The organism is Flintibacter sp. P01028 (genome assembly GCF_041925235.1).
Taxonomy (GTDB): Bacteria; Bacillota; Clostridia; order Oscillospirales; family Oscillospiraceae; genus Lawsonibacter; species Lawsonibacter aceti.
In genome coordinates, this window is the sequence record NZ_JBHEVC010000001.1 from 119,781 (window position 1) to 143,896 (window position 24,116).

At 53.9% G+C, this 24,116-nt stretch carries 19 protein-coding genes and 1 pseudogene; 7 read left to right on the forward strand and 13 right to left on the reverse strand.

Annotation, left to right across the window (positions count from 1 at the left end; translation table 11 throughout):
- Positions 1 to 31: 31 nt before the first annotated feature.
- From allB to ACEVJK_RS00645, 9 genes are all read right to left on the reverse strand, one after another.
- Positions 32 to 1,414, reverse strand: coding sequence for an allantoinase AllB (gene allB / locus ACEVJK_RS00605; protein ID WP_207721878.1), 1,383 nt, complete (start codon positions 1,412 to 1,414; stop codon positions 32 to 34).
- Between the two features lie 23 nt (positions 1,415 to 1,437).
- Positions 1,438 to 2,631 carry a Zn-dependent hydrolase gene (locus ACEVJK_RS00610; RefSeq protein WP_186852049.1) on the reverse strand — a complete coding sequence of 398 codons (1,194 nt, stop codon included), beginning with the start codon at positions 2,629 to 2,631 and terminating at the stop codon, positions 1,438 to 1,440.
- A gap of 114 nt (positions 2,632 to 2,745) precedes the next feature.
- On the reverse strand, positions 2,746 to 4,185 hold the full coding sequence (locus tag ACEVJK_RS00615; protein ID WP_147572100.1) for a sodium:solute symporter: 1,440 nt from the start codon (positions 4,183 to 4,185) through the stop codon (positions 2,746 to 2,748).
- A 261-nt stretch (positions 4,186 to 4,446) separates the two neighbouring features.
- Positions 4,447 to 5,094, reverse strand: coding sequence for an aspartate/glutamate racemase family protein (locus ACEVJK_RS00620; RefSeq protein ID WP_374739755.1), 648 nt, complete (start codon positions 5,092 to 5,094; stop codon positions 4,447 to 4,449).
- A gap of 264 nt (positions 5,095 to 5,358) precedes the next feature.
- Positions 5,359 to 6,897, reverse strand: a complete 1,539-nt coding sequence (locus ACEVJK_RS00625; RefSeq protein WP_374739756.1) for an amidohydrolase family protein — start codon at positions 6,895 to 6,897, stop codon at positions 5,359 to 5,361.
- A 272-nt stretch (positions 6,898 to 7,169) separates the two neighbouring features.
- Positions 7,170 to 8,660 (reverse strand): UDP-glucose--hexose-1-phosphate uridylyltransferase, encoded by a 1,491-nt coding sequence (gene galT, locus ACEVJK_RS00630; RefSeq protein ID WP_186852047.1) that lies wholly within the window; start codon positions 8,658 to 8,660, stop codon positions 7,170 to 7,172.
- Between the two features lie 36 nt (positions 8,661 to 8,696).
- Complete coding sequence (gene galE / locus ACEVJK_RS00635) at positions 8,697 to 9,686, reverse strand: UDP-glucose 4-epimerase GalE (protein ID WP_186852046.1); 990 nt, start codon at positions 9,684 to 9,686, stop codon at positions 8,697 to 8,699.
- 26 nt (positions 9,687 to 9,712) lie between these two features.
- Positions 9,713 to 11,014, reverse strand: coding sequence for a galactokinase family protein (locus ACEVJK_RS00640; RefSeq protein WP_240287240.1), 1,302 nt, complete (start codon positions 11,012 to 11,014; stop codon positions 9,713 to 9,715).
- Between the two features lie 131 nt (positions 11,015 to 11,145).
- Positions 11,146 to 12,180 (reverse strand): LacI family DNA-binding transcriptional regulator, encoded by a 1,035-nt coding sequence (locus ACEVJK_RS00645; RefSeq protein WP_186852044.1) that lies wholly within the window; start codon positions 12,178 to 12,180, stop codon positions 11,146 to 11,148.
- Positions 12,181 to 12,337: 157 nt separating this feature from the next.
- On the opposite strand from ACEVJK_RS00645, the gene ACEVJK_RS00650 reads away from it, so the two are divergent.
- On the forward strand, positions 12,338 to 13,387 hold the full coding sequence (locus ACEVJK_RS00650; RefSeq protein WP_186852043.1) for an aldose epimerase family protein: 1,050 nt from the start codon (positions 12,338 to 12,340) through the stop codon (positions 13,385 to 13,387).
- Between the two features lie 114 nt (positions 13,388 to 13,501).
- Here ACEVJK_RS00650 and ACEVJK_RS00655 read toward each other — a convergent pair whose 3' ends face one another.
- The 4 genes from ACEVJK_RS00655 to ACEVJK_RS00670 form a co-directional block, all read right to left on the reverse strand.
- A complete protein-coding gene (locus tag ACEVJK_RS00655; protein WP_374739757.1) occupies positions 13,502 to 14,260 on the reverse strand; it encodes a creatininase family protein in 759 nt (252 codons plus the stop codon).
- Positions 14,261 to 14,299: 39 nt separating this feature from the next.
- A complete protein-coding gene (locus ACEVJK_RS00660) occupies positions 14,300 to 15,226 on the reverse strand; it encodes a sugar phosphate nucleotidyltransferase (RefSeq protein ID WP_240287236.1) in 927 nt (308 codons plus the stop codon).
- 141 nt (positions 15,227 to 15,367) lie between these two features.
- Complete coding sequence (locus tag ACEVJK_RS00665; RefSeq protein ID WP_374739758.1) at positions 15,368 to 15,715, reverse strand: hypothetical protein; 348 nt, start codon at positions 15,713 to 15,715, stop codon at positions 15,368 to 15,370.
- 123 nt (positions 15,716 to 15,838) lie between these two features.
- Positions 15,839 to 17,638 (reverse strand): hypothetical protein, encoded by a 1,800-nt coding sequence (locus ACEVJK_RS00670; protein ID WP_374739759.1) that lies wholly within the window; start codon positions 17,636 to 17,638, stop codon positions 15,839 to 15,841.
- A 215-nt stretch (positions 17,639 to 17,853) separates the two neighbouring features.
- Between ACEVJK_RS00670 and ACEVJK_RS00675 the strand changes: the two genes are divergently transcribed.
- From ACEVJK_RS00675 to ACEVJK_RS00700, 6 genes and pseudogenes are all read left to right on the forward strand, one after another.
- Positions 17,854 to 19,281 (forward strand): ParB/RepB/Spo0J family partition protein, encoded by a 1,428-nt coding sequence (locus ACEVJK_RS00675; RefSeq protein WP_374739760.1) that lies wholly within the window; start codon positions 17,854 to 17,856, stop codon positions 19,279 to 19,281.
- 300 nt (positions 19,282 to 19,581) lie between these two features.
- Positions 19,582 to 19,923 (forward strand): hypothetical protein, encoded by a 342-nt coding sequence (locus tag ACEVJK_RS00680; RefSeq protein WP_374739761.1) that lies wholly within the window; start codon positions 19,582 to 19,584, stop codon positions 19,921 to 19,923.
- Complete coding sequence (locus tag ACEVJK_RS00685; protein WP_374739762.1) at positions 19,923 to 20,633, forward strand: antirestriction protein ArdA; 711 nt, start codon at positions 19,923 to 19,925, stop codon at positions 20,631 to 20,633. The genes ACEVJK_RS00680 and ACEVJK_RS00685 overlap by 1 nt, the downstream gene beginning before the upstream one ends.
- 101 nt (positions 20,634 to 20,734) lie before the next feature.
- Positions 20,735 to 21,169: a PcfB family protein gene (locus ACEVJK_RS00690; RefSeq protein ID WP_374739763.1), complete on the forward strand. Its 435-nt coding sequence runs from the start codon at positions 20,735 to 20,737 to the stop codon at positions 21,167 to 21,169.
- Positions 21,156 to 22,154, forward strand: a pseudogene (locus ACEVJK_RS00695) (type IV secretory system conjugative DNA transfer family protein); the annotation flags it as partial. The gene ACEVJK_RS00690 and the pseudogene ACEVJK_RS00695, both read left to right, overlap by 14 nt.
- 60 nt (positions 22,155 to 22,214) lie before the next feature.
- Positions 22,215 to 24,101, forward strand: a complete 1,887-nt coding sequence (locus tag ACEVJK_RS00700; RefSeq protein WP_374740027.1) for a DUF4368 domain-containing protein — start codon at positions 22,215 to 22,217, stop codon at positions 24,099 to 24,101.
- Positions 24,102 to 24,116 lie beyond the last annotated feature (15 nt).

Consider the following 24,116-nt stretch of genomic DNA (forward strand, 5'->3'; position numbering starts at 1 on the left):
GGGGCTCTTTGAGCAGGAAAGAGAGAATAAGTTATTTCTGGGGAGTAACCAGCTGACCGTATCCGGCGCAATCTGGATCCACGACGCCGTCCTCCATCAGAACGCGGCCCCGTACCACCGTATAGTTCAGCTTGCAGCCCAACTCCCAGCCGTCAAAGATGCGGGCGGTCTCACGGGCTTTGCTGTAACTCTTGTTCCGGTCCACCACGGTAGTGTCGTTCATGTCAAATACCACCAAGTCAGCATCCGCGCCGGCACTGATGGTCCCCTTCTGGGGATAGATATTAAAGCACCGAGCGGGATTGACGCACAGCAGCTCCACCACACGCTCGATGGTGGTCTTTCCACGGGCGGCGGCATCCAGCATCAGCGGCAGACGCAGGTCCACGCCGGGGGCACCGCAGAATGCCTTAAAGATGTCCTCGTTCCCCTGCTCTTTCTCCGAGAGCAGGAAGGGGCCGTGGTCGCTGCCAATAAAGTCGATGGTGCCATCGTTTACATAGTCCCACAGCTTCTCCACGGTCTCCTTGGGACGCAGCGGGGGGTTGCAGCGGGCAAAGGGACCATACTTCTCCAACGCGGTCTCATCCAACAGCAGGTAGTGGGGGCAGGTCTCCACAAAGACCTTCTGTCCCTCAAAGCGAGCCTTTCTGGCCAGCTCCATGGACTCCACTGTGGACATATGGGCCAGCTCCAGCGTGCATCCTGTCTCCTTGGCAAACATGATGAGCTTTGCTACGGTGGAATACTCCGTGATGGGAGGACGGGACTTACAGTGGTCAAGAGGCTTGGTGTGCCCTTCGGCCCGCATCTTGGCGATGTTATAGGTAATCAGGTCATTATTCTCCGCATGGGAGGCCATCATGAGCCCGGTCTTTGCGATTTCACGCATACCCACCAGAATCTCAGCGTCGTTGGCCATCGTCAGGCCCACGAATTCTTTCTCACGGCCCTCAGGCGCCTGGTGGAGGAAGGATTTATAGGCCACGATGCCCTCCTTGGCGATCTCGGTGATCTCCTCGGGGAACTCTCCGCCGGCCGCGCCGTAAAAGGCGTAGTCCACCACACATTTGTCTCGGGCGATATTCTTGCGGTTATCCAGGATCTCCTTGTTGTACTGAGGAGGCGTGGAAATGGGGTGCTCCAAGATGGTGGTGCAGCCGCCCTGTGCCGCGCTCATGGTGCCGGTGTAAAAGTCCTCCCGGTCATCATGTCCTGGGCTGCGGATGTGAACATGGGTGTCAATGCCACCGGGGATCACATACTTCCCCTCCGCTTCAATGACGCGCTTCGCCTCACCCAGGATGCCGCACTCAGCCACACAGGCAATCTTACCATCCTTGACGCCTACGTCGCACTTTTTGAATACTCCATCTACATAGGTGAGGCCATTTTTGACCAAAAGATCCAGCATAGTTATCCTTCCTTTCCAATTTCTCAAAGATCTGTTTTATCCAGAGCTAACACGGTTTCATACAGGACATCCGCGCCCAGATCGATGTGCTTCGGATCCGTCCATTCGTCTCCATGGTGGCTAATCCCCTTTACACTGGGCACGAACACCATCCCAATGGGGACCCCTTCGTGCGCCATGGGATTTGCGTCATGGCCGGCGCCGCTGGGCATGATGATATGGCTGATATTCAAGCGGGTACAAACATGGTCGATCGTATCAATCAGGGCCGGGTCACAGGGAGTGGAGTACTTTGCCACAGTGTTCACAAAAGTAAACTCACAGTTGGATATCTCCTTGGCCATCGCCTGGATATCTGCATAGAACTGATCTGTGACCGCCTTGTCCATGTGCCGCATCTCAAAGGTTGCGACTACCTCGTTTGGAATAACATTCTCCTGCCCTGGGGCAACAGAGAGCTTTCCTACGGTGAACACCAGGGTATCATCCAGCTCTCTGGCGCGGGCATCGGCCCCCACAATGAGCTTGGACATCCCTACCAGCGCATCCTTGCGGCTGGGCATCATCGTCGTGCCGGCATGGTTACTGATCCCGTGGGCGGTCACCTCATAGCGGACAACGCTGACGATCCCGCTCACGACGCCAATATCCAGCCCGGCGCTGTCCAGCTTGTCGCCCTGCTCAATGTGGTACTCCAAATAACACCCATATTTATCCAAGTCCTTTTTGGCAGCTCGGACATTTTCCGGTTTCATTCCATACTTGGCCAGCCGTTCAGCATAGCCGGGAGCCTCCGCATCCACCATACCAGCCACACAGCGGCTTCCAAAAGTGCCCCCCAGAGGGCTGGATTCCTCCAGGTTAAAGCCCCAGATCTCCAGCGGATGCTTCAATGCCCGGCCCTGCTCCTTCAAGCGGTAAACCACCTCCAGCGCGCCAGTAACGCCCAGCATACCGTCAAAGACGCCGCCCTTGATCACCGTATCCAGATGAGATCCGAGTACAATGGACTTGGCCTCCGGGTCAGTGCCAGGGAGGATGCCATGCAGATTTCCAACCGGATCCTGCTCCGCTTTCATCCCCAGGGCCTCCATCCTCATTTTGACCTGCTCCAGGGCCTGGAAATACCCCTCTGACGCGCCAAGCCTCGTGATAGAACCGTCCTCATTCCGGCCGATCCCCCCGATCTCCTGGAGCATATCGTTTAACCGACTCATGATCACTGTCACCTCGTCTAACATATATCCTCCATCCCAGGTCCAGTTCCCCTAAGATGGTTTCTCTCAGCACCGGGATATCTCTGGAGATATCCCGGTGTCTGATTTCAAAAATTACTGTTTGCCAAACAGGTTCTCCATCACTTCCTTGTCGGCTGTATCATTTGCGCTGGCAGGCGTAATCCAGGAGGCGACCATGATGACCACGAAGCAGACGGCGCAAGCCGGCAGAGCGGGCATGATGCCAAAGGGCTGGTTCAGCGCGTACCAGATAACCGCGGTGACAAAGCCACAAACCGCGGCGATCATGGCGCTGATCTTGTTCGCCTTCTTATAGGCGACGCCCACCATAGTGGTGACTGCCAGGGCGGAACCCATCAGGGTAACGGCCTTCGCCTGGAAGGTCTGGATGGTATCATTGATGAAGAAGGTCAATACCACGCTGCCCACACCGAACACGATGGTGGACACACGGGACACCAGCAGCTCCTCCTTATCCGTCACGTTGCTCTTAACCTTGCAGTAGAAGTCGTGGGTAAAGGTGGTAGCTACTAGCAGCAACAGAGAGTCAGCGGTAGAAATGATGGCGGCGACCACAGCAGCCAACATCACAGCGCCCATCAGAGGAGTGACCTCGGACATAATCAGGGTGGTGAACACCGCGTCCTGCTTCTCAATGCCGGGATGGATCAGGATGCCGCACAGACCGATGATAGCCAGAGGCACATAGAACAGCAGCAGGCCGATGCCGGTGATGCCCTGGGACTTAGAGGCAACCTCAGGAGACTCAGCCGACATGAAGCGGGCCACGAACTGGGGAGCGCCAAAGTTGCAGATACCCCAGGTAATGACCCAAGACAGGGCGGTCATGGGCGGGATAGAGACACTGAAGCCCTGGACAAACTCCGGGTCAACGGCAGCAATGCCCTCGTTCATGGCGGTAAAGCCGCCCACACGGAACAGGAATTCTCCCGCGATGATCCACACGCCCACGATGATGACCAGCGCGCAGACCGTATCCGTCCAAGCCACAGCCTTCATACCGCCGATACAGGTAAAGACGATAAAGACCAGCAGCAGAATAACGCAGCAGGTAATGGTGCTCCAATCAACAAAGGACTGGAGCAGGATGACAGCGCCAGTGACCTGATTGGCCAACAGGGCAGTACAACACAGCACGACCAGCAGGGAGGCCGGAATAGAAAAGGCCCGGCTGTACCGCTTCTCAATAAACTCAGGCAGAGTATTGCATTCACTCTGACGGACCTTTCTGGCAAAGTAAATACAGGCCAGGAAGGAGGTCATCAGGGTTCCGGCGGCATTCCACCAGCCGGGCCAGCCATTCAAGTAATAATAGCCCATATAGGACATAATGGAGGTGGCCGAAACAATGGTGGCGAAATAAGTGCCGGCCATGGGGATCTTACCAAGGGACTTACCAGCTACCATCCAGTCCTCGGAGCTTTTTACGCCCCTGGAGATCATGATACCAATGATGGCCAAGCCAATCATGAACGCAACTGTGACCGCTAAGTAAATCGTGTTGTTATTCATCCCTTCTTACCCCCTTTCTTATCCTTTATGGAAACATAGACCAAGGGGAAAATCCCAAAAAAGAGATAAACAGCCCAGAGGAATATGCAGCTTCCAGAAACTCCCATGTTTCTTCATCCTTTCTGTTTGATACTGATTACAGGCTAAAATACCGGGAAATGGGCTTTTGCGTTATCTTATGTCCTCCTTTCTCAAGCAAACCGGGGCGCTCATTCCTTTGAACTCTATGCCCTCCTCTCCAAACGAGCTGCCCCACTCGGCCTATCCCAGAGTCTTTCTCTGATACTCCTTGTTATGAACCGCTCCCTCCGCGAGGATCAGGGCCCATATCAGACCGTCAAAAACTGGTACACTCAGCTCTTGCTCCAGGGCGCTGTCCAGGCCGCTATAATTGGCACAGCCCAGCACGATGGCGTTAACTCCTGGGACCTGCAGAGCTTTTCTCCCTGCATCCAGCAGGTGCTCCTTCTCGTTCCCTCCGCTGACCACCACAGTCCTCAGTTCTTCTTCACAGTGGTATTTTCGGGCGAGGGCGAATTTTTTGGGAATGATCTTCTCAGACGGAGTAATCACCGCATATCCGCCATGCAGCATAGCCGCCATCCTCATCGATGCTTCGGCAATGCCAAAGACGGGCTTGCCACCGGCTACTTCCCGTACCAGGTCCAGATTTGGGTCGGCATGGCAGGCCAGGATAAAGGCATCATATCGCTCTCTCCCCGCCCGTACCGTGGCGATCAGTTCCATGGCAGAGGCCGCCTGGTCCTCATAGGTGACCACCAATTTGGGGGCTGTTCTCATGGACACCACGTCGAACTCTCCCCGGTCCTCCAAAAACGACTGTGCCGTTTTGGATAACACATCTGCCGTTTCCTGGTCGCTATTTGGATTGATGATCAACACTCTCATCGCTTTCACCTTTCCAATCCAATTTACACAATATTGAAACATATTTCTTTAAGTTGACGGCATAATCCACTCTGGGACCCATAGACGTTCCGTCATTGTTCCAAATGTATCTTGATGATAAATATGTCTTGTCCTACTGCCTCATGACAGATATCGCAGGATATTGTGCTCTATTTTTAATAGAGCACAAGTCAGGGGCCCCTGACTTGTTTTGCGGTTGTTTTACCGGTTCCTCCTAAACACAGGATCGTTTCCTCGTAGCAGTCAATTCCGGCTGTTGAAGCGATAAAATGGATCTAGCTCCACATTCTCCAGCCAGCTGTTGTACCAAGCCTGGTAATAGGGCCTAATACGCTCCAAAAAGGCCTCCCGGTCCAACTGGGCCTGAGTGCGTCCATGGCTCACCTGCTCCCGCACCTCCTGATAGAGGGCCTCCAGATCAATCTTCAGCAGCTTGCGGTGCTCCATAATCTTCTCTCCGCCTACGATCACCGTATCCGTATAGCGCCCCAGTCCGCGGCGCAGCACTACCTCTCCCATATCGAAGCCAGGCAGCATACAGGGCGCATTCAGAATCTCCTGAGTATTCACAAGAATCATATCGGCCTTCATACCTGGACGCAGGGCCCCGATCTCTCCGGCAAAGCCAGTGGGCCTAGCCCCGTTCACCGTGGCCAGCCGCAGGACCTCATAAGGGCTCAATGCCGGACACTCTGTGAGGGAAATACCAGCGTGTCGGTGGAGGAAATAGATCATCCTCATCTCCATGAAGGGGTCTTCGTCATCGTTGATCCCCTTCTCATCCATCCCCATGGCCACATTCATCCCGGCCTTCAGCATATAATAGACCGGCGCGATTCCATCCCGCATGATCAAATTACAGCTGGCGTGGTGGGTGACAAAGGCGTCTTTTTCCGCCAACAGAGCAATATCCTCTTCACTCAGGTAGACAGCGTGGCCCAGCACCAGGTTGGAGTCCACCAGTCCCAGATCATCTAGATGCCCTACCAGTGATTTTCCATATTTGCGCAGGCCAAAGGCCTTTTGGACCGGGGTCTGCAAACAGTGGAGGTGGATGGGTATCTTATGCAGCTGGTCTGCCCGCTCCTTTACACGCCTTAAGAACTCATCCGTAGACCCCTGGACCCAATTTGGCCCAAAAAAGATCCGGGTCTTTGCGCTATTATACTTCGAATATAGATCCTCAAAGGCCTCCATATACTCATCGACCGCCCGCTCCTGATCGATATATACCATGGGCTCGGCCTCTTGCCGCAGGTCGGGCGGCAGTGTCTTTAGAAATTCCCGGTCGTCGTAGGCTAGCACGTTCTTATTTCGCACACCGGGGGAAAAACCCAGTCGGATACCAGTCGTCTGATACCCTTCTATCTTTCTGGCACACGTCTCCTTCAGATGAGGGTCCAGCGCCGCCCCACTCTCGTTATGGTGCAGGGTTGTGCAGCCATTTTGGATATGACGCACCGCGTTGAGCATAGCCGTGGTTTCAGGCTGGAGCTGAAAGGCTGTGGCAAATTTCAAAAGGGCGTTCTCCAGGTAGTCCAGCGTGACGCCCCTCTGTACATAGGACAGGCCGGCGCCATGGGTATGGGCGTCAATCAGACCCGGCATGAGGATCTGGGTGCCGTCCCCAGCTACATCCTCCTGAGGATACCTCCGGTGCAGGTCTTCATAAGGGCCGATCTCCCGAATCGTATCCTGGCAAATTAGGACAGCGGCATCCTCTTGAAATACAGATTTGCCGTTTGCTCCATCCGTAAGGACATATTTTCCTCTTACCAGCATAACAGCTCCTCCTATCCTTTTAAAATTCACAATATCGGAACATATTTTATGTATATGTCTATAATAGCCATTTTTTATAAATTTGTCAATGCATTTTAAGTTAGATTTTCTTTTAAACACCAATAATTTCCATTTAGGAGGCTTTAAGTTTCAAAATTGTGAACAGGAGTGAAGTGCAAATTAGAGATATAGCAGCTTGGGCGCCAGGATATCTAAAAATAAAAACAGGGCCCACAGCTATCTCTGCTGTGGGCCCATATCGATTCATTTGTTCAGATGGTCTTCAGGAATCTTAAGAAAGCCTCTCTGCCCTCGTTGGACCGCTTATACACTCCGGCATGCTCCAGTACCTGGGCAAAGACCAGTCCGGTCTCCCTCTGGACAATGTCCAGAGCATTTTCCCGTGTGATAGTATATTTTGTCTGGAATCTCTCCGCCCAATCCGCGTGCTTTTCTGTCAGCGCGCTGGCCCGCAGATCCGAGCCGGAGACCAGGCTGTCGGCTACGGCCGCAAGCTCCTCCTTCAGCCGGGCGGGAAGGACTGCCAGCCCCATTACCTCGATCAGGCCGATATTCTCCTTCTTGATGTGGTGAAGCTCGGCGTGTGGGTGATACAGCCCCAGGGGATGTTCCTCTGTAGTCAAATTGTTCCGCAGCACCAGATCCAGCTCATATTTCCCGTCCCGCATCCTGGCGATAGGCGTAATCGTATTGTGGGGAACACCCTCCGTCTCGGCCAAAATAGCGGCCGCCTCGTCGGTATATCCCCGCCAAGCTGTGAGTATCCTGTCCGCCAGCTCCACCAGACGTCCGCTGTCCTGACAGGCAAGACGAACCACGGACATGGGCCATTTGACGATGCCGGCCTTCACATCCTCAAAACCCGGGAAGGCGAAGGGCGTTTCCACGGGTGCCTTCTCCATAGCAAAGGTATAGCGCCCACCCTGGAAGTGGTCATGCGCCAGGATAGAGCCGCCCACAATGGGCAGGTCGGCGTTGGAGCCCACGAAGTAGTGGGGGAACTGCCGGACGAAGTCCAGCAGCTTTCCAAAGCAGGCCCTATCGATCTTCATGGGTGTGTGGACGCTGTTCAAGCAGATGCAGTGCTCATTGTAGTACACATAGGGGGAGTACTGCAAAAACCAAGGAGAATCATTAATGGTGATGGGAATGATGCGGTGGTTCTGCCGGGCCGGATGGTTCACCCGGCCAGCATAGCCCTCGTTTTCGGCGCATAGCTGACAGCGGGGATAGTTGGAAGCGGGCAGATCCCGGGCAGCCGCGATGGCCTTGGGGTCCTTCTCCGGCTTGGACAGGTTAATGGTGATGTCCAGCTGGCCGTATTCTGTGTCCGTCTTCCACTGCATATCCTTCGCGATGCGGTCCCGCCGGATATAGTTGGTGTCCTGACTCAGCTCGTAATACCAGTCAGTGGCCTTTTGGGGAGCCTCACGGTACAGCGCCTGGAACTTGCTGATGACCTGAGCAGGCCGGGGGGTGAGCCGCCCCATAAGCTCAGTGTCAAACAGATCCCGGTAGACAACAGAGTTCTCTGTCAGTACGCCCCTGGCGTATGCGTCGTCCAGCAGCTCCTCCAGCACGGGAGCCAGCTCGATTTCTCCCCACTCCTGTCCAGGGTCGGTGTAGCTGTCCAGCTTGAGCGTATCCAAAATCGTGTTTACCGCCCAGAGGTACTCGCTCTCTTCGATCAGCCCAGTGCGCAGGGCATAGACAGCCAGTTTGGAAACAGCGGCGTCGATCATGTTCCTCACCTCATACTCTATTTTCTGTGGTGCTCCTCAGCCCTGATAGCCGTTGGGATGATTTTTATGCCAAGTCCAGGCGGAGGACACGATGGTGTCCAGCTCCGCGTACTGGGGCTTCCAGCCCAGGACAGTCTTGGCCTTCTCCGAAGACGCCACAAGCTGGGCCGGGTCGCCCGCCCGCCGGGGGCAAATCTCGGCTGGGATGGGGTGGCCGGTCACTTTACGGGTCACATCGATGACCTCCTTGACGGTAAAGCCCACTCCGTTTCCCAGGTTGAACACGTTGTTCTCTCCACCGGCCAGCAGATAATCCAGCGCCAGGATATGTGCCTGGGCAAGATCAGTGACATGGATATAGTCCCGTACGCAGGTCCCGTCCCGGGTGGGGTAGTCATCGCCAAAGACAGAAATCTTCTCCCGCTCCCCGTTGGGCACCTGGAGAATCAGGGGGATGAGGTGTGTCTCAGGGTCGTGGGCTTCGCCGATGGCTCCGGAGGGATGGGCACCGCAGGCGTTGAAGTACCGCAGGGCCACATACCTCAGGCCGTGGGCCCGGCTGGTCCAGGACATCATGCGCTCCATGGCCAGCTTGGTCTCACCGTAGCAGTTGGTGGGTTCGGTCCGGTCGCTCTCCAGGATGGGCACCCGCTCCGGCTCACCATAGGTGGCGGCGGTGGAGGAAAAGACGATCTTATCCACCCCATGGGCCACCATGGACTGGAGCAGGACGGTGGTGCCCCAGAGGTTGTTGTCATAATACTTCAGCGGGTCCACCATGGACTCCCCAACCTGGGAGGAGGCGGCGAAGTGAATAACTCCCTCAATGGTCTCCTTCTCAAAAAGAGCGTCCACGGCCTTCCGGTCCCGGATGTCCAGCTCATAGAACCGGGCCTTGGGGTGTACGGCGGCCCGGAAGCCGGTGAGCAGGTTGTCCGCCACCACCACGTCCCGGCCAGCGTCGATCAGCTCATACACAGTGTGGGAGCCGATATAGCCAGCTCCACCCAGTACTAAAATCGCCATAATATAAAGACCTGCCTTTCTTAAATTCAACCAATCACCACAGTTCCGCCCTGGGGACGGATGTGGAGGATGTGACACTTGCCGCGGCCCAGCAGGGCCTCCATACCAGACCGGAAGGCCTCCAGCCTGTCGTTGGGGACGAAGGCCTGGATGGTGCCGGCAAAGCCTCCGCCATGGACCCTGATGGCTCCAGTGCCCTCCAGCAGTTCTTGACCGGCGGCCAGGGCCAGAGGGATGGCCTGCTGACTCGGATCTGATATAGACCAGGTATTCTGCAGATGGACTGCCGAGGAGAGGCCGGAGGCGTTGACCAGCTCCAGGAACCTGGCGAAATCTCCCCGCTCCAGGGCCTCGCCCTCCTGGACCGCCCTACGGTCATCCTCGTAGTAATGGATGGCCCGGAGGACTGCCCGGTCCCCACAGCGGACCCGCAGGGAGGGGATAGCGGCGCGGAAGTCGGCCTCAGGGACCTCCCGCAGGAACCGCTTGTTGAAGTGGGCCGCCACGGCGCCCATCTCCCGCGTAATGTCAGCGTAGTCGTCGGTCAGGTCGCCATGGCTGGAGCCGGTGTCCACGATGCACAGGGCGTGGCCGGACCGGGTAAAGTCATATTCCACCTTCTTGACTAACGGAGCGGACGGATTGGCAAAGTCGATGGCCACGGCCCCGCCCACCGAGGAGCCCATCTGGTCCATCAGGCCGCAGGGCTTGCCAAAATACACGTTCTCCGCGTACTGGCCAATCTTGGCGATCTGAATGGGGTCCAGCGCCCCACCGCAGCAAAAGTGGTTCAGGATATTGCCCACCAGCACCTCATAGGCGGCGGAGGAGGACAGTCCAGATCCGGACAGCACATTTGAGGTCACATAGGCGTCAAAGCCGGACATCGGGTAACCCAACTCCGCAGCCTTGGCAGCCACCCCTCGGACCAGGGCCGCGGAGGTATTCCGTTCCCGCTCCCTGGGCAGCAGGCTGCTCAACTCCACCTCCAGGGTGGGATAGCCCTGGGAGTGAATACGGATGACCTCCTTCCCGTTGGGGGCGGCACAGGCCAACATATCCAAGTCCACACTGCCGCACAGCACATGGCCGTGCTGGTGGTCGGTATGGTTGCCGCCGATCTCGGTGCGGCCGGGGCCGCTGAACAGAGCCACCGAAGCATGTTCCTCAGGGGTAAAAATCTCCGCAAAGGAACGGACCACCTGGGCGGCCCGTTCCTGGGCCCTGTCCAGACTTGCCTGTGTCCCATCCAGGGCGTAGAGGGCGGCCAGCACCTCGTCGTGGGTGCCGGCGGTCAGTTCTTGGAGCAGCTTGGCACAGCTGTTCATCGAGAGGTCACCTCATTCTCTTTTTTGATAGGTCAAGTATATTAAATTTTTACTAAAAATTCAACCACAATTTTTTCCATTAAAAAACTTTGGAACAGTATACAGAAATAAGGGTCTTTTTCTAGTGGTTTTCACAGTCGTCTGACTGGTCCGGTGCTCTCCCGCACAGTTAGAGTGGGCGGCACAACCAGCTTCAGCGGCAGGGTGCGGATGGGCTCCCGCCCTCCGATGGACGCCCTCTCCCCCAGCAGGCGCAGGGCCGCTCGTGCCATCTCCTCTACATGGGTGGACACAGAGGTGAGGGGCGGGTCCACAAGGGCAGAACGGGGCGTATCATTGAAGGACACAACCGACAGGTCGCCTGGAACAGACAGACCTGCCTCCCGCAAAGCCAGGAGGGCGCCCACAGCGCCCTCCTCGTTGGCGCACAAGAAAGCGGTAGGGAGGGCCGCTCCAGAGGATAAAAGCTCCCCCACCGCCCTGGCGGCGGCCTGGGCCTCCATGGGGCAGTCCAGCATCAGGCCCAGATCCAGCAGCCCTCTCTGTTCTGCCTGCCTCTCAAACAGCTGGCGACGGACCTCCAGCGCCCGCTGGCGGCGGTCATCCAATTTATATACCGGTCCGATAAAGCCGATCCTAGTGTGGCCCAGCTCAGTCAGGTGGTCCAGGGCCAGGGATATCCCTAGCTCATAGCCCAGCACTACCGAATCAAACCGGCTCTCAAAGGGAGATGAGTCCAAAAAAACCAGATTGGGGGACAGGGCCGCCAGAGAGTCGATCTGTGCTGGGGTAAACAGGCCGATGGCCACAACACCGTCCAGTTTCTCCTCCGGAGCCAAAAATCCCTCTCCCCTGCTCTCCAACGGAATGCAGGTATATTTCCTATCCAGGCAATTCTGGCGGAGGAAATTACTAAGATAGAGGTAATAAGGGTCGTCCAGCTGCTGGACCGGGGTGAGCATCTCCGCCACTCCAACCCGGAGCAACCCCTTCGGGCTCCTTCCCCGGCGGCTTCGGGTCGCGGTGTAGTTTAGCCGTCCCGCCTCCTCCAGCACCTTTCTCCTGGCCTCAGCTGTAACGGACAAGGAGGGGTCCCCCGACAGGATCCGGGAGATGGTAGCCGGAGAATAGCCCGTCCGGTCGGCAAGTTCTTTCAGGGTCGCCATAGCAGTCCTCCACAAAATTTTACTAAAAATAAAATAGCACATTCGGAAAATTTTATCAAGACTCACAGCCCCTTTTCTTTGCCTTTTTCCTAAAACTCTGCTACACTGGTGTCACATCTAACCTATAAAGGTCACAGTATCAAAAGGGGGCCTATCTATGACCACTGCCAGCCGTCAGCCCTTTGGCACCACCCACCACGGACAGCCGGTGGAGTTGCTCACGCTGGACAACGGCACTCTGTCCTGTCAGATCATTACCTTTGGCGCCGCCTTACGTGCCCTCTGGGTACCGGACCGGACCGGAAGGCCTGTGGACGTGGTCCTGGGGTACGAGACTCTCAAGGAGTATCAGGACCAGGACGGCTATCTGGGGGCGGTCGTGGGCCGCTTTGCCAACCGCATCGCTGGAGGCAGGTTTTCCCTGAATGGCCGGGAATATACCCTGGCAGTCAACAATGGCCCCAACCACCTGCATGGTGGTCTCCAGGGTTTCTCCTATAAGGTATGGACTGTGGAGGAGCTGACCGGAAGCCGTGCGGTTCTGTCCCTGTCCAGCCCGGACGGCGAGGAGGGCTATCCCGGTTCTCTGGAAGTCCGGGTCACCTACCAACTGGACCGCTCTACCCTATCCATCCACTATCAGGCCTGCAGTGACCAAGACACCCCCTGTAATCTGACCAACCACAGCTATTTCAACCTGGATGGCCAGGGCTCTGGCCCGGTATTGAACCAGGAGATCCGACTCTACGCCGGGTCCTATACTCCCGCTGACCAGACCAGTATCCCCTTTGGCTCTATTCAGCCGGTGGAGGGCACCCCGATGGACCTACGCTCCCCTACCCCCATTGGAGCCCACATTGAGGACCCCTTCCAGCAGTTGGAGTGGGGCAGTGGCTATGACCATAACTATGTGGTGGATGGACCTTTCGGGCTGCTCCGCCCCGCTGCCTGGGCCCGTTCGGCGGCCAGCGGCATCGCCCTCCAAGTGGATACCACCCTGCCGGGTCTCCAGTTCTACACCGCTAATTTCCTGGAAGCGGGCCGCCGTGGGAAAGAGGGGGCGGTGTACGCCCCCCGTCACGCCTTTTGTCTGGAGACCCAGTTTTTCCCCGACTCCCCCAACCAGCCCGCCTTTCCCTCCGCCATTTTGCGGGCCGGAGAGCACTATGACCATATCACCCGCTTCTGCTTCTCCACAGAAGATTGATAGGATTAGAAAGCCGCCTACGCTCACTGCATAGGCGGCTTTTTCTTCTTTTTGATTGAAATCTCAGGTTCGGAAACCGTTTTCCAAAATTCGGATCGGGTCTCCCTCTCCTTCCTAGTCAAAATAGTCCAGGAATCTGGCCAGTTCCTCCGTCACTGACTCAAAAAAGGCTTTGCCCTTCTGGGCTGTAGCCAACTGAGGCTGGCCAATATGCCCCTCTCGGTTGTCTTCATCAAAACGATGGAATCTCTGATATGCCTTGCTGCCCAAGAGGTCCTTTTGAAACCAGGGGCGCTCGGCCACAGGTCCACAGGGGACGATTTTCTCCTCCTGGACCAGGTCAGGGCGAAGATACATCATCATAGACGTCTCAAATTCGCCCGCATGGCCCATGCCCCCCAGCTCCGATTCCCGAATGGCGCTGATTCGCTCGCGCGCCACATCCCAATACTGCAGTTCCCGTAGCTGAAACTCCGTCCCGTGCTTCTCACCTATCTCATTGACAGCGGCGGACAGATAGACCTGATTTCCCCCGTGGGAGTTCACTAAGAACATCTGGGAAAAACCATTCGCTATCACGTTCTCACAGATAGAAACCGCATACTCCTTCAGCAGATGCTGAGGCATTGTCACATAGCCGGGGGCAAAGCGGTGGTGCGGGGAGTATCCAAAGCATACTTGGGGCAGGAGCAGGACTGGTCTATGGCACAACTCCGCAGCCCGTTCGGTCACAGCTGCCCCCAGAAAGGCGTCTGTCCCCACGGGCAGATGGAGCGAGTGCTGCTCTGTAGACGCGAAGTTTATCATTACTGCCGCCTGATCCCGATAAGCCCCCAGATCCGGGTAGGAGAGTTCGTTCCATCGAATCAACATAGTATCCCTCCTTTCTCTATCTGGCAAGGCCTTCCCGGCTCACCTTTCCCACAGCGACTCGGGGTAAAGCCCCTCGGCCGTCATCCTGGCGACCGCAGCTACCACAGCCGGCTTATCCGCCTGGTAGGTCACGCCATACCACCTGTCCTCAGAGCGCAGTACCTTCACCCTGGCTTTACCCTCCTCCAGCAGTTGGGTAACTACACTGGGCAAGAAATACTCCCCCTTTTGGGGCTCCTCCGCCAGTGCCCGGTCTAGAAAGGCAGGGAAGCGGGCCTCGGCCTCCCGAAGGAAGCTCTGGCTGAAGCCCCAGAGGTTCATGGACACGATGGCGTCTCCAGGCAGATGGGTCCAGGTCTGTCCTCCATCCTCGGTAAAGCGGGCGTCTGTCCCCTCTTTTTCGATATGGGTGCGCTCCGTAACGCGGATCAGATAGTTGTCCTGGTCCTCCTCACACACCCCACGGGCCACATGGCCGTGCTCCGTGACTGTGTTGCCCAAGCGGTAGCCCACCATGGCGTATTCATAGCGGCCGGGCTGGTCCGGATTGCGCTCCAGATAGTCGTAGATGGCCTGAAAGCCCTCTGGGCCGTAGTAGTCATCGGCGTTAACCACCGCGAAAGGGCCGTCAATCAGGTTGCGTGCCGCCAGAATGGCGTGGGCAGTGCCCCAGGGCTTTATCCGGCCTTCCGGAACAGAGTAGCCCTTTGGTATGTCATCCAGCTGCTGATAGGCGTATTTCACATCGATGACCCTGGACAGCCGGTTGCCGATGGCTGTTTTAAAGGTGTCCTCGATTTCGTGCTTGATCACAAAAATAACTGTCTCAAAGCCTGCCCGCCGGGCATCATAGATGGAGTAGTCGATGATGAGCTGGCCATGGCTTCCAACAGGATCCACCTGCTTCAGGCCGCCGTATCGGCTGCCCATACCGGCGGCCATGACCACCAAAACGGGTCTGTTCATTTTATATGCCTCCTGTGTCTTTCATAGATCGGATCGGGGCCCTATGTAAAGTTGCCCCACCCCTAGACTTTTACAGTCAAAAGAGGATCATCACTTACTTTACACGATAGAATTTTTAAGTCAAGCCTTTTCCTGTAAAAATCAGAGAATATAGGCAGGCACAGAGCGAACTCGGCCAGCACGAATATGGCGGTGTCCGAACAAATAAGCCTCCATCTGACCATCTGTAGTCCTCATCGGCCGCTCTTGGAAGCAGGTGTTGACTGTACGCTTTTGTAGAAATAGCGGGCAACGATCCCAGATGAAATATCGAGCCGCATTGGTAGGCATCTGGAGCGGGTGTTCCAATGAAACAGAACTGTTTGTCGGGGAAAGTTCCCTATAAAACAAAAATCCATTTCCTTTCGGAAACGGATTTTTGAAAGCAGCTCTCCTTGAGATGGTGGAGATAAGCGGGATCGAACCGCTGACCTCTTGAATGCCATTCAAGCGCTCTCCTCGTACAAGCGTGTGGCGCCCCCCTAAAAGGGGGGGTGGGGAGAGTGCTTTTGGTACGCAGGAAACCACCTTAATTCAAGAAAAGCACCATTTTACTTGTGATTTTTCCCGCTACTAATTGATATACCCAAAAATTACAGCAACAAAATCTTCATCTATTTTTTTAGGAGAACCATTCTGCTCCTTCTTTTCGAGGGAACGCAAGTAACGGTACTCTTTTTGCTGCAATGCAGTATAAATTGTTTTGATAGAAGTATATCCTTTTCCAGCATATATATTTATTGTGTCAATTAGGCTATCAACATAATGATGAAGGTTTTGAACAATTACATCGATATACGGGAAATGGCTACCATCATGAACAATCATATTGCGATTTCGATATATCCGCATAATGTGCCAGAACACTCGCTTCCGGTGAGCAACAAGGTATTCTTTTAAACTTAAACGATTTGACAGGACTTCAGAATATTGTTCAATTCTATACTGCAACAAAGGATAAAAATTTAATGTATTAATTAAGGATTCTTTTTCTGCTTGGTATTTGTCCATCACCAAAATAGCCGCAATCTTTTCTTCTTCGTTTTGTCCTTCAATCACCTTGCTGAGTTCACTATGAAGAACCTGTGGAATACAATGCTCCAAATCTGAAAGAAGTTGCGTGATAAGCGAAGAAATATATTGTGCGTTAAGTACAGATGTAATTACATTACATAACTGATTGATTTTAGCAAAACTGTGTTTCGGTTCTGTTGGAATGAGCACCTCAATTATTGTCCATAAATTTAGGAGTTGATTATGAATATCAGACGAATTAATGGCTGACGAATGTAGTTCAATTACATTGACCAGTTTCGCTGGAGAGAATGCAAAGTTTTTAACCATTAATGCCACTTTTTCATTGTTTTTTTCATCTGACAGTACAGTTCCTCTTTTTAATGGTGTTGTGGGGGCGCGGAGTGTGAGAGATTCATCAGATCCTTTCAAAGAAATGATGGTCAGTTCTGTGCTATATGACTGGCTTTTATGATTGTTATATTGGAGCAATGAGACAAAGAAACTTACTAACTGTATAGCATTAGCCTGAGCTTGGTATATATCCATACCAGTAATTTCTACTTCAATTATCCATTTACACGAATTGCGGAATAGTCTGTTTTCATTCTCTTTAATTGTAACATTCTGAAAATTTATAAGATGCTTTTGTAATGCTGCTGATTTTAATGGAAGGGTAACAATATATTCTTTTTCGGCGAAATCAAAATAAGACCAAAATAATTCTAAGGCACTATCTACTTCTAAGTCCGTTCGATCACGATTGTAAAAAATCTCATTCACTACCCAATATATGTATTCTTGGCTATATGAGTAGTTGATTAAATCTGTTAAGAGGAGTCTACTTAAATGGTATAAAATGTCTTGCTGCTCAAGTAAAAAAGGATTTATCTTAGCCGTTTCAGTAATAGTATCTTTAAGCATAACATAATACTGATCGTTTAGCTGCATCTCATTAAGCAAATAATTTATAACTTGGTTTATTCGCTTAAGTGATGCCTCGGAGCACGGATCTTTAAAAATATCCGAACAATCTTGGTGTATTTCACCATCTGCGTTCTTTGAAAAGAAAAGGCATTCAAAATTGTTCCCAAACAGGCGCTGGGCAATAGGATCTTTTTTGAATGCATCCTTCAGTTCAGCCAGCAAAGGGCGCATATTGCCTTTATCAACTATATCTGCATTAATTTTTTTAATTGTCTTTTGTATCTCAATACATAAAAAGCGAAAATTTAAAGCAGGGACTTTTAAAGAATCATGTCCATAATGAAAGAGCATTTCTTCCATTGCCTGAGCAAAAAAGAGCAATCCTTTATTTGAGAGGGATGACACCCATCCTGGAAATTCAAATGCTTTCATTAAGAACACCTCTTTTAAATAAATCCAATATTCTCCTGTTTTTATAACTATATCATAGTTAATATCAAAAGTCGACATGAGATAATTAATGTTCTGCCTAATCGGGACAAAACTGGCAGAACTTTAAATTATAACTTTGGATGAAAGGAGTGGTACTCCCCACAGGCCAGCCATTAGGCTGGCTTTTTTCATGCCATTACGAAGGAGGTTAGCAAATGGCAGATGACAAACTGAACGCAGGCACAAAAGATAATACGCCGCCGGAGGCACCCGCTCCTGTCGGAAAGGTCATTGACCTTTCTAGTATCCAGGTTGCCACCGATCATGACGGTAAGGAGTCCACCATTTCCGATGTGATTGCCAAACCCCCGGAGGCAGTCCCAGATCAAAAGCGCCGGGGTCGCCCGGCGAAAGAACAGGCTGCGGTGTCTACGGAAAAAAAGAAGAAAGCGGCGGAGCCCCGCACGGGCCGCCCGGCCAAGGCTGACAAGGCGGCCCGTGGCGAGTTCTCGTCCCCAGCTCTGGACAAAGTGTCCAGAGGTAAAGAAAAAGAGCTTACCCCCGCCCAGCGCGGTGGGAAAACACGAAAGGAACGCAATCAAAATGTAAAAGATTTTTTGGTGGGCAAGCGTGAAACTCCCTTTGCGGATGGTAAACAGCCGCCTAAATCCACTAAGGATGCCCCTGTCAAAGAGGCGGAGGCCCCGGTCCCGGAGATCCACCTGCCGCCCACTCCCGAAGTTCCGCCCCGCCCGGTGGAGCAGGGAAAAATCGTCTATTTGAAGCTGTCAGCGCTTCACCCATTCCATACCCTGCGGGATCACCCATTTAAGGTACAGGACGATAAGGCGATGGACGATCTGGTGGGGACGATCAAGGAACACGGCATTATGACCCCCGCCACCGTCCGCCCGGAAAAGGACGGCAAGGGCTATGAGATCATTGCGGGCCATCGCCGCTGTCATGGCGGTGAACGGGCTGGCCTGGATGAGATCCCCTGCATTGTCCGTGAGATGACCGATCTTGAGGCTGTCCGTGAAATGAAGAACAGCAACAAGCAGCGGGGCGACCCTCTCCCCAGCGAATTGGCAAAGCTCCTGGATTTGGAGCTGGAAGCCATCAAGCGCCAGGGGGCCCGGCCCAAAAATGACAAGGAAGCGGAGGCCCTGGGTAAGCTCTCGGTAGAGATCGTGGGCAAGGAGCACGATATGAACTATAAAAAGGTGCTCCGCTATGTCCGCCTTAATCATCTTGTCCCGGAGCTTCTGGATAAGGTGGACGCGAAAAGCATGGGCTTTATGCCTGCTGTGGAAATTTCGTATATCAGACCGGAAAACCAGCGGCTCATCGCCGTGTCCATTGACGGAGAGGTGGCTTCCCCCTCTGTGGCCCAGGCAAAAAAGCTCCGGGAGCTTGACAAGGAGGGCCTGCTCAACGGCGATGTGATCGACGGTATTTTAAGTGAAGAAAAAAAGGAGGAGCGCGGCGTGATTATTTCAATGGCGGAACTGTCAAAGTATTTCGGCAAGGAGGTCACTCCTGCCAAAATGAAGGAGCAGATCATGGCCCTTTTGGACGACTGGAAAGAGAAACAGCCCCCGGAGCTGGCAAAGCCTGACAAAAAGAAGGATTTGGAAAAGTAACCAGACCCCTGCTTCTGGACACTTTGTCCAGAGGTGCGCGTCCCGCGCTTGTGATGTGCTCTGCGGTGATATATCCCCCGTCGCCGGGATTTATGCTGCACAGCCGGGAGTGGGCAGTCAAGGGGCGGAACGCCCGCCGCTTGCGGCGGCTTGCCCTTTACGGCCTGCCCCGGCTGTGCTATTTCCGGCAAGCGGCGGGGGTATATCCTCCAGAGCCGCCCCCTGTCCCTGGATAGGGAAAGGGCGGGGGATAGGGTTGACCCCTACCTATTACAATGAAAAGAAACGGAGGTTTTGATTATGAAACGACCCCTTGCGTATGTGACCGCCGCATGGCGCGGCGGCGAATGCGAGGTTATGGAGCAGGCGGCTAAATACTGCCGTATTGTCTACGATGCGGGGTATTCCCCCATCTGCCCTATGCTCTATCTGCCGCTGTTCCTCAATGATGCGGTGCCGGAGGAGCATAAAAGCGGCATTGATATGGGGCGCGACCTGCTTCGGCGCTCCCGCGTGCTGGTAGTCTGCGGGAGCTCTGTCGATGAAGCGGTGAAAAATGACATCGCTGTGGCCCAGCGGCTGGGGATCACCGCCACTACCCTGGATGGCATCCTCACCGTCAAGGGCCAGAGGCGGCGCTGATGCCCTCCCTCTTTGAAGCCTACATCACAAACCTGGGGAAATATAACGAGGGTGAGCTGGTGGGTGAAACCTTAAAGTTTCCTACTACTACCGAGGAGGTGCAGGGCCTTTTGAAGCGCATCGGTGTGGATGGGGTACGGTATGAGGAATTTTTCATCACCAGCTTTGACGGTGATGCGCTGGGGCTCTATAACTATCTGACAGAATATGAAAATCTGGACGAGCTCAACCACCTGGCCTGCCTGCTCTCTGATATGGAACAAAGCGATTTGGAGAAATTCGAGGCGGTCATTGACAGCGGAGAACATACTTCCAGCGTGGCCGACCTCATCAATCTGGCGCAAAACCTGGATTGCTATGAATTTTATCCCGGAGTCGGGGACGATGAAGCCCTGGGCCGTATCTATGCAGAGGACATGGAGGCTATCGAGGTGCCGGCGCACCTGCTGAATTATTTTGACTATGAGGCATACGGGCGGGACATCCGGATCAACGAGGACGGCCACTTTGCCCCTGGCGGCTATGTGCTGAACAACGGCGGCAAATTCATTGAGCACTACCACGGGCTCAATGACATTCCCGATGAGCAAAAGGTTTTTGCATACCCCCGTCTTTCGATCCGGGAGCAGATGGCGGCCTATAAAGAAATCATTGACGGCTCATCCCTGGAGGGCTATCGAAAGATCGCAAAAAAAGAACAGGAACGATAGCGGCACTTCTGGACACATTGTCCAGAGGTGCTTTTTTCGCATGGAAGGAGGGATAAGGGCTGATAGACGAGGACGTTTCCAGACGTACCATAGCAGTATCTATGAAGGCAAGCAAGCTCACGGTGCGGGGGCTTGCCTATGTTCTCCAGTCAGTAGGCCGGAAGATGGCCAAACACCACCGGGACAAGCAGACGCCCCACGGCAGACAGACGGTGGGGCAGCTCATGGGCCACGGGGCCGCCACCAACAGTATCGAGGTGGAGGCCCCGGCCCTCTTTGACCGGGTAGCCCGGAAATGGAATGTGGACTACGCCTTTTATCAAGTCGCGCCGGATAAGCACCTGCTGTTCTTCAAGGCGGGGCAGGCCGACGCGATCACAGCCTGTTTCTCCGAGTATTCCAAACGGCTGCTAAAGCGCACCAAATCCACAAAAGCCCCCATCCGGGAGCAGATTAAGGAGGCCGCCGCAGAAGCGGCCCGCCAGCCCGCCCAAAAGCTGGAACGCGCAAAGGAGGCGGTGCATGAGGACAGGTAGCGTCAAAAAATATGTGATACCAAACATCCCCTATTTGTTTGTGCTGTGGGCCTGCCTAAAGCTGGGGACGGCCTACCGGCTGGCCGCTGGCGCGGATTTCCCTCATAAGCTCATGGGCCTGGGGCAGACGGTAGGCCCGGCCTTTGCCGACCTCGCACCAGGGCTTGATCCCTTTGACTGGCTTGTTGGCATTGTGGGTGCGGTGGGCTTCCGGCTGCTGATCTACTTCAAGAGCAAAAACGCCAAAAAATTCCGGCGGGATGAGGAGTTCGGGAGCGCCCGATGGGGCGGGCCTAAAGATATAGCCCCTTTCGTCGATCCCGTCTTTGAAAACAATGTGATCCTCACCGGGACGGAGCTTCTTACCATGAACACCCGCCCCAAAAATCTGGCCAACGCCCGCAACCTCAACGCCTGTGTGATCGGCTCGTCCGGCTCCGGCAAAACCCGGTTCTGGCTCACCCCGCAGCTTCTCCAGGCCAGCGCAAGGAAAAAGGGCGGGTGCAGCTTTGTGGTGGTCGATCCAAAATCCAGCGTTCTTTCCCAGGTGGGGGCGTTCCTGCAACGGCGGGGCTATCGGCTCAAGGTATTCAATTCCATTGATTTTTCCCAAAGTATGCACTATAACCCCCTGTCGTATATCCGCAACGAGGCCGATATTCTAAAGTTTGTCGATACCCTCATCGCCAACACCAAAGGCAAGGGCAAGGAGGGCGATCCATTTTGGACAAAGGCGGAAACGCTTTTGTACTGCGCCCTCATCGCCTATATCATTTTCGAGGGCCCCGCTGAGGATCGGAACATGAATACCCTGGTGGATATGATCTCCGGCATGGAGGTGAAAGAGGACAACGAAAACTTTATGAACGCGGTGGACTATATGTTTAAGGGCCTGGAAAAGCGTAAACCGGATTGCTTTGCGGTGAAGCAGTACAAAAAGTACAAATTAGCCAGCGGTGTTGTATGCTCTAAAAGACTTCTTAATCAAGCGGTTGGGAAGTCTCTTAGAACACACAACCTAAAGCCGAAGAAAGGAGCGCAAGTTATGAGAAAAAACGAGAAAATCACAGCTCTGTACGAACGACTGAGCCGTGATGACTTTGGCAAAGATGATGACCAACAGCGTGAGAGCAATTCCATTTCCAATCAAAAGGCTATGTTGGAGGAGTTCGCCGCACGGCAGGGCTTTACAAACATTGTCCATTTCACGGACGATGGCATTAGCGGCACCTGCTTTGACCGTCCCGGATTTTTGGCAATGATGAAAGAGGTTGAAGCCGGGAATGTGGAGTATTTGTGCATCAAGGACATGAGCCGCATGGGTCGTGACTATCTGAAAGTTGGTCAGATTATGGAAATCCTGCGTCAGCGTGGCGTTCGCCTTATCGCCATCAATGACGGCGTGGACAGTGCCAGAGGGGACGATGATTTTACCCCTTTCCGCAACATTATGAACGAGTATTACGCCAGAGACACCAGCCGTAAAATCCGTTCCACTTTCCAGTCCAAAGGCAAGTCCGGCAAGCACCTTACAGGCACGGTCATTTACGGCTATCTCTGGAATGAAGCCAGAGACCAATGGTTGGTTGACCCCGAAGCCGCCGAAGTGGTAAAGCGCATCTTTGCCATGACGATTGAGGGCTACGGTCCGTATCAGATCGCCAGCAAGCTGAAAGAAGAAAAAGTCATCATTCCGTCCGCTTACCTTGCCCAGCACGGCGAGGGCGTGAACAAGAATAAGACTTTCAAAGATGTGTACGGCTGGGGTTCTTCCACCATCTGCAACCTTCTTGAAAAGCGTGAATATCTGGGACACACCATCAATTTCAAGACCCGAAAGCACTTCAAGGACAAGAAAAGCCATTATGTCCCGGAGGACGAATGGACGATTTTTGAGAATACGCACGAAGCCATTATTGACCAGCAGACCTTTGACCTTGTGCAGAAAATCCGTGGGAATGTCAGACGCTACCCGGACGGCTGGGGCGAAGCAGCTCCCCTCACAGGCTTGCTTTATTGTGCCGATTGCGGCGGCAAGATGTATGTCCACCGCACCAACAACGGCAAGCGCATTTCTCAATACACCTGCTCACAGTACACCAAAGTTCCTTGCGGAACGCTCTGCAAGACCCAGCACCGTATCAATGAAGATGTGGTACTGTCCCTTGTCTCGGAAATGCTGAAAGCCATTGCCGAGTATGCGAAGCATGACAGAGCCGAGTTTGTCCGTGTGGTGCAGGAAGCGCAGTCCAGCCAGCAGACGGCAGAGGTCAGGAAGCAGCGGACACGCCTTGCCACAGCAAAGCAGAGAGTTTCCGAGCTGGAAGTCCTGCTCTGCAAAATCTATGAGGACAACATTTTAGGCAAGCTGTCCGACAGCAGATACGCCACTCTGGACGCTCAATACGAAAAGGAACAGTCCGAGCTTACCGCTGAAATCTCTGTTCTGGAAAAGGCTGTCAAGAGCTATGAGAAGCACGAAAAGGACGCTGACCGTTTTATCGCTCTGATTGACAAATATGAGAACTTCGACAAGCTGACCATTGCCATGCTCAACGAGTTTATCGAGAAAATCCTTGTGCATGAGCGTGACCGCAAGGGCAGTATACAGACCACACAGGAGGTCGAGATTTACTTCAATTTTGTCGGGCGATTTGTTCCCCCGGCGTTTGGAGAAGTGGAGCTGACCCCGGAGGAATTAGAGGAAATCCGCAAACGTGAGGAACGCAAGGACAGGCTTCATCAGAACTACTTGAAGCGGAAAGCCAGCGGAGCGCAGAAGCGATACGAGGACAAAATCAAGAAGCGGAAAAAGGCGGAAATCGAAGCCAAGAAAGCCGCCATTCGTGCAGAGGACATTGCAAAGGGCGTGTTCGTTCCGGTCAGCAGTTTACCGCAGAGAGGGCCGCAGAAAGGAACGCAGATTGCGTGAACATAGCTTGTAGGT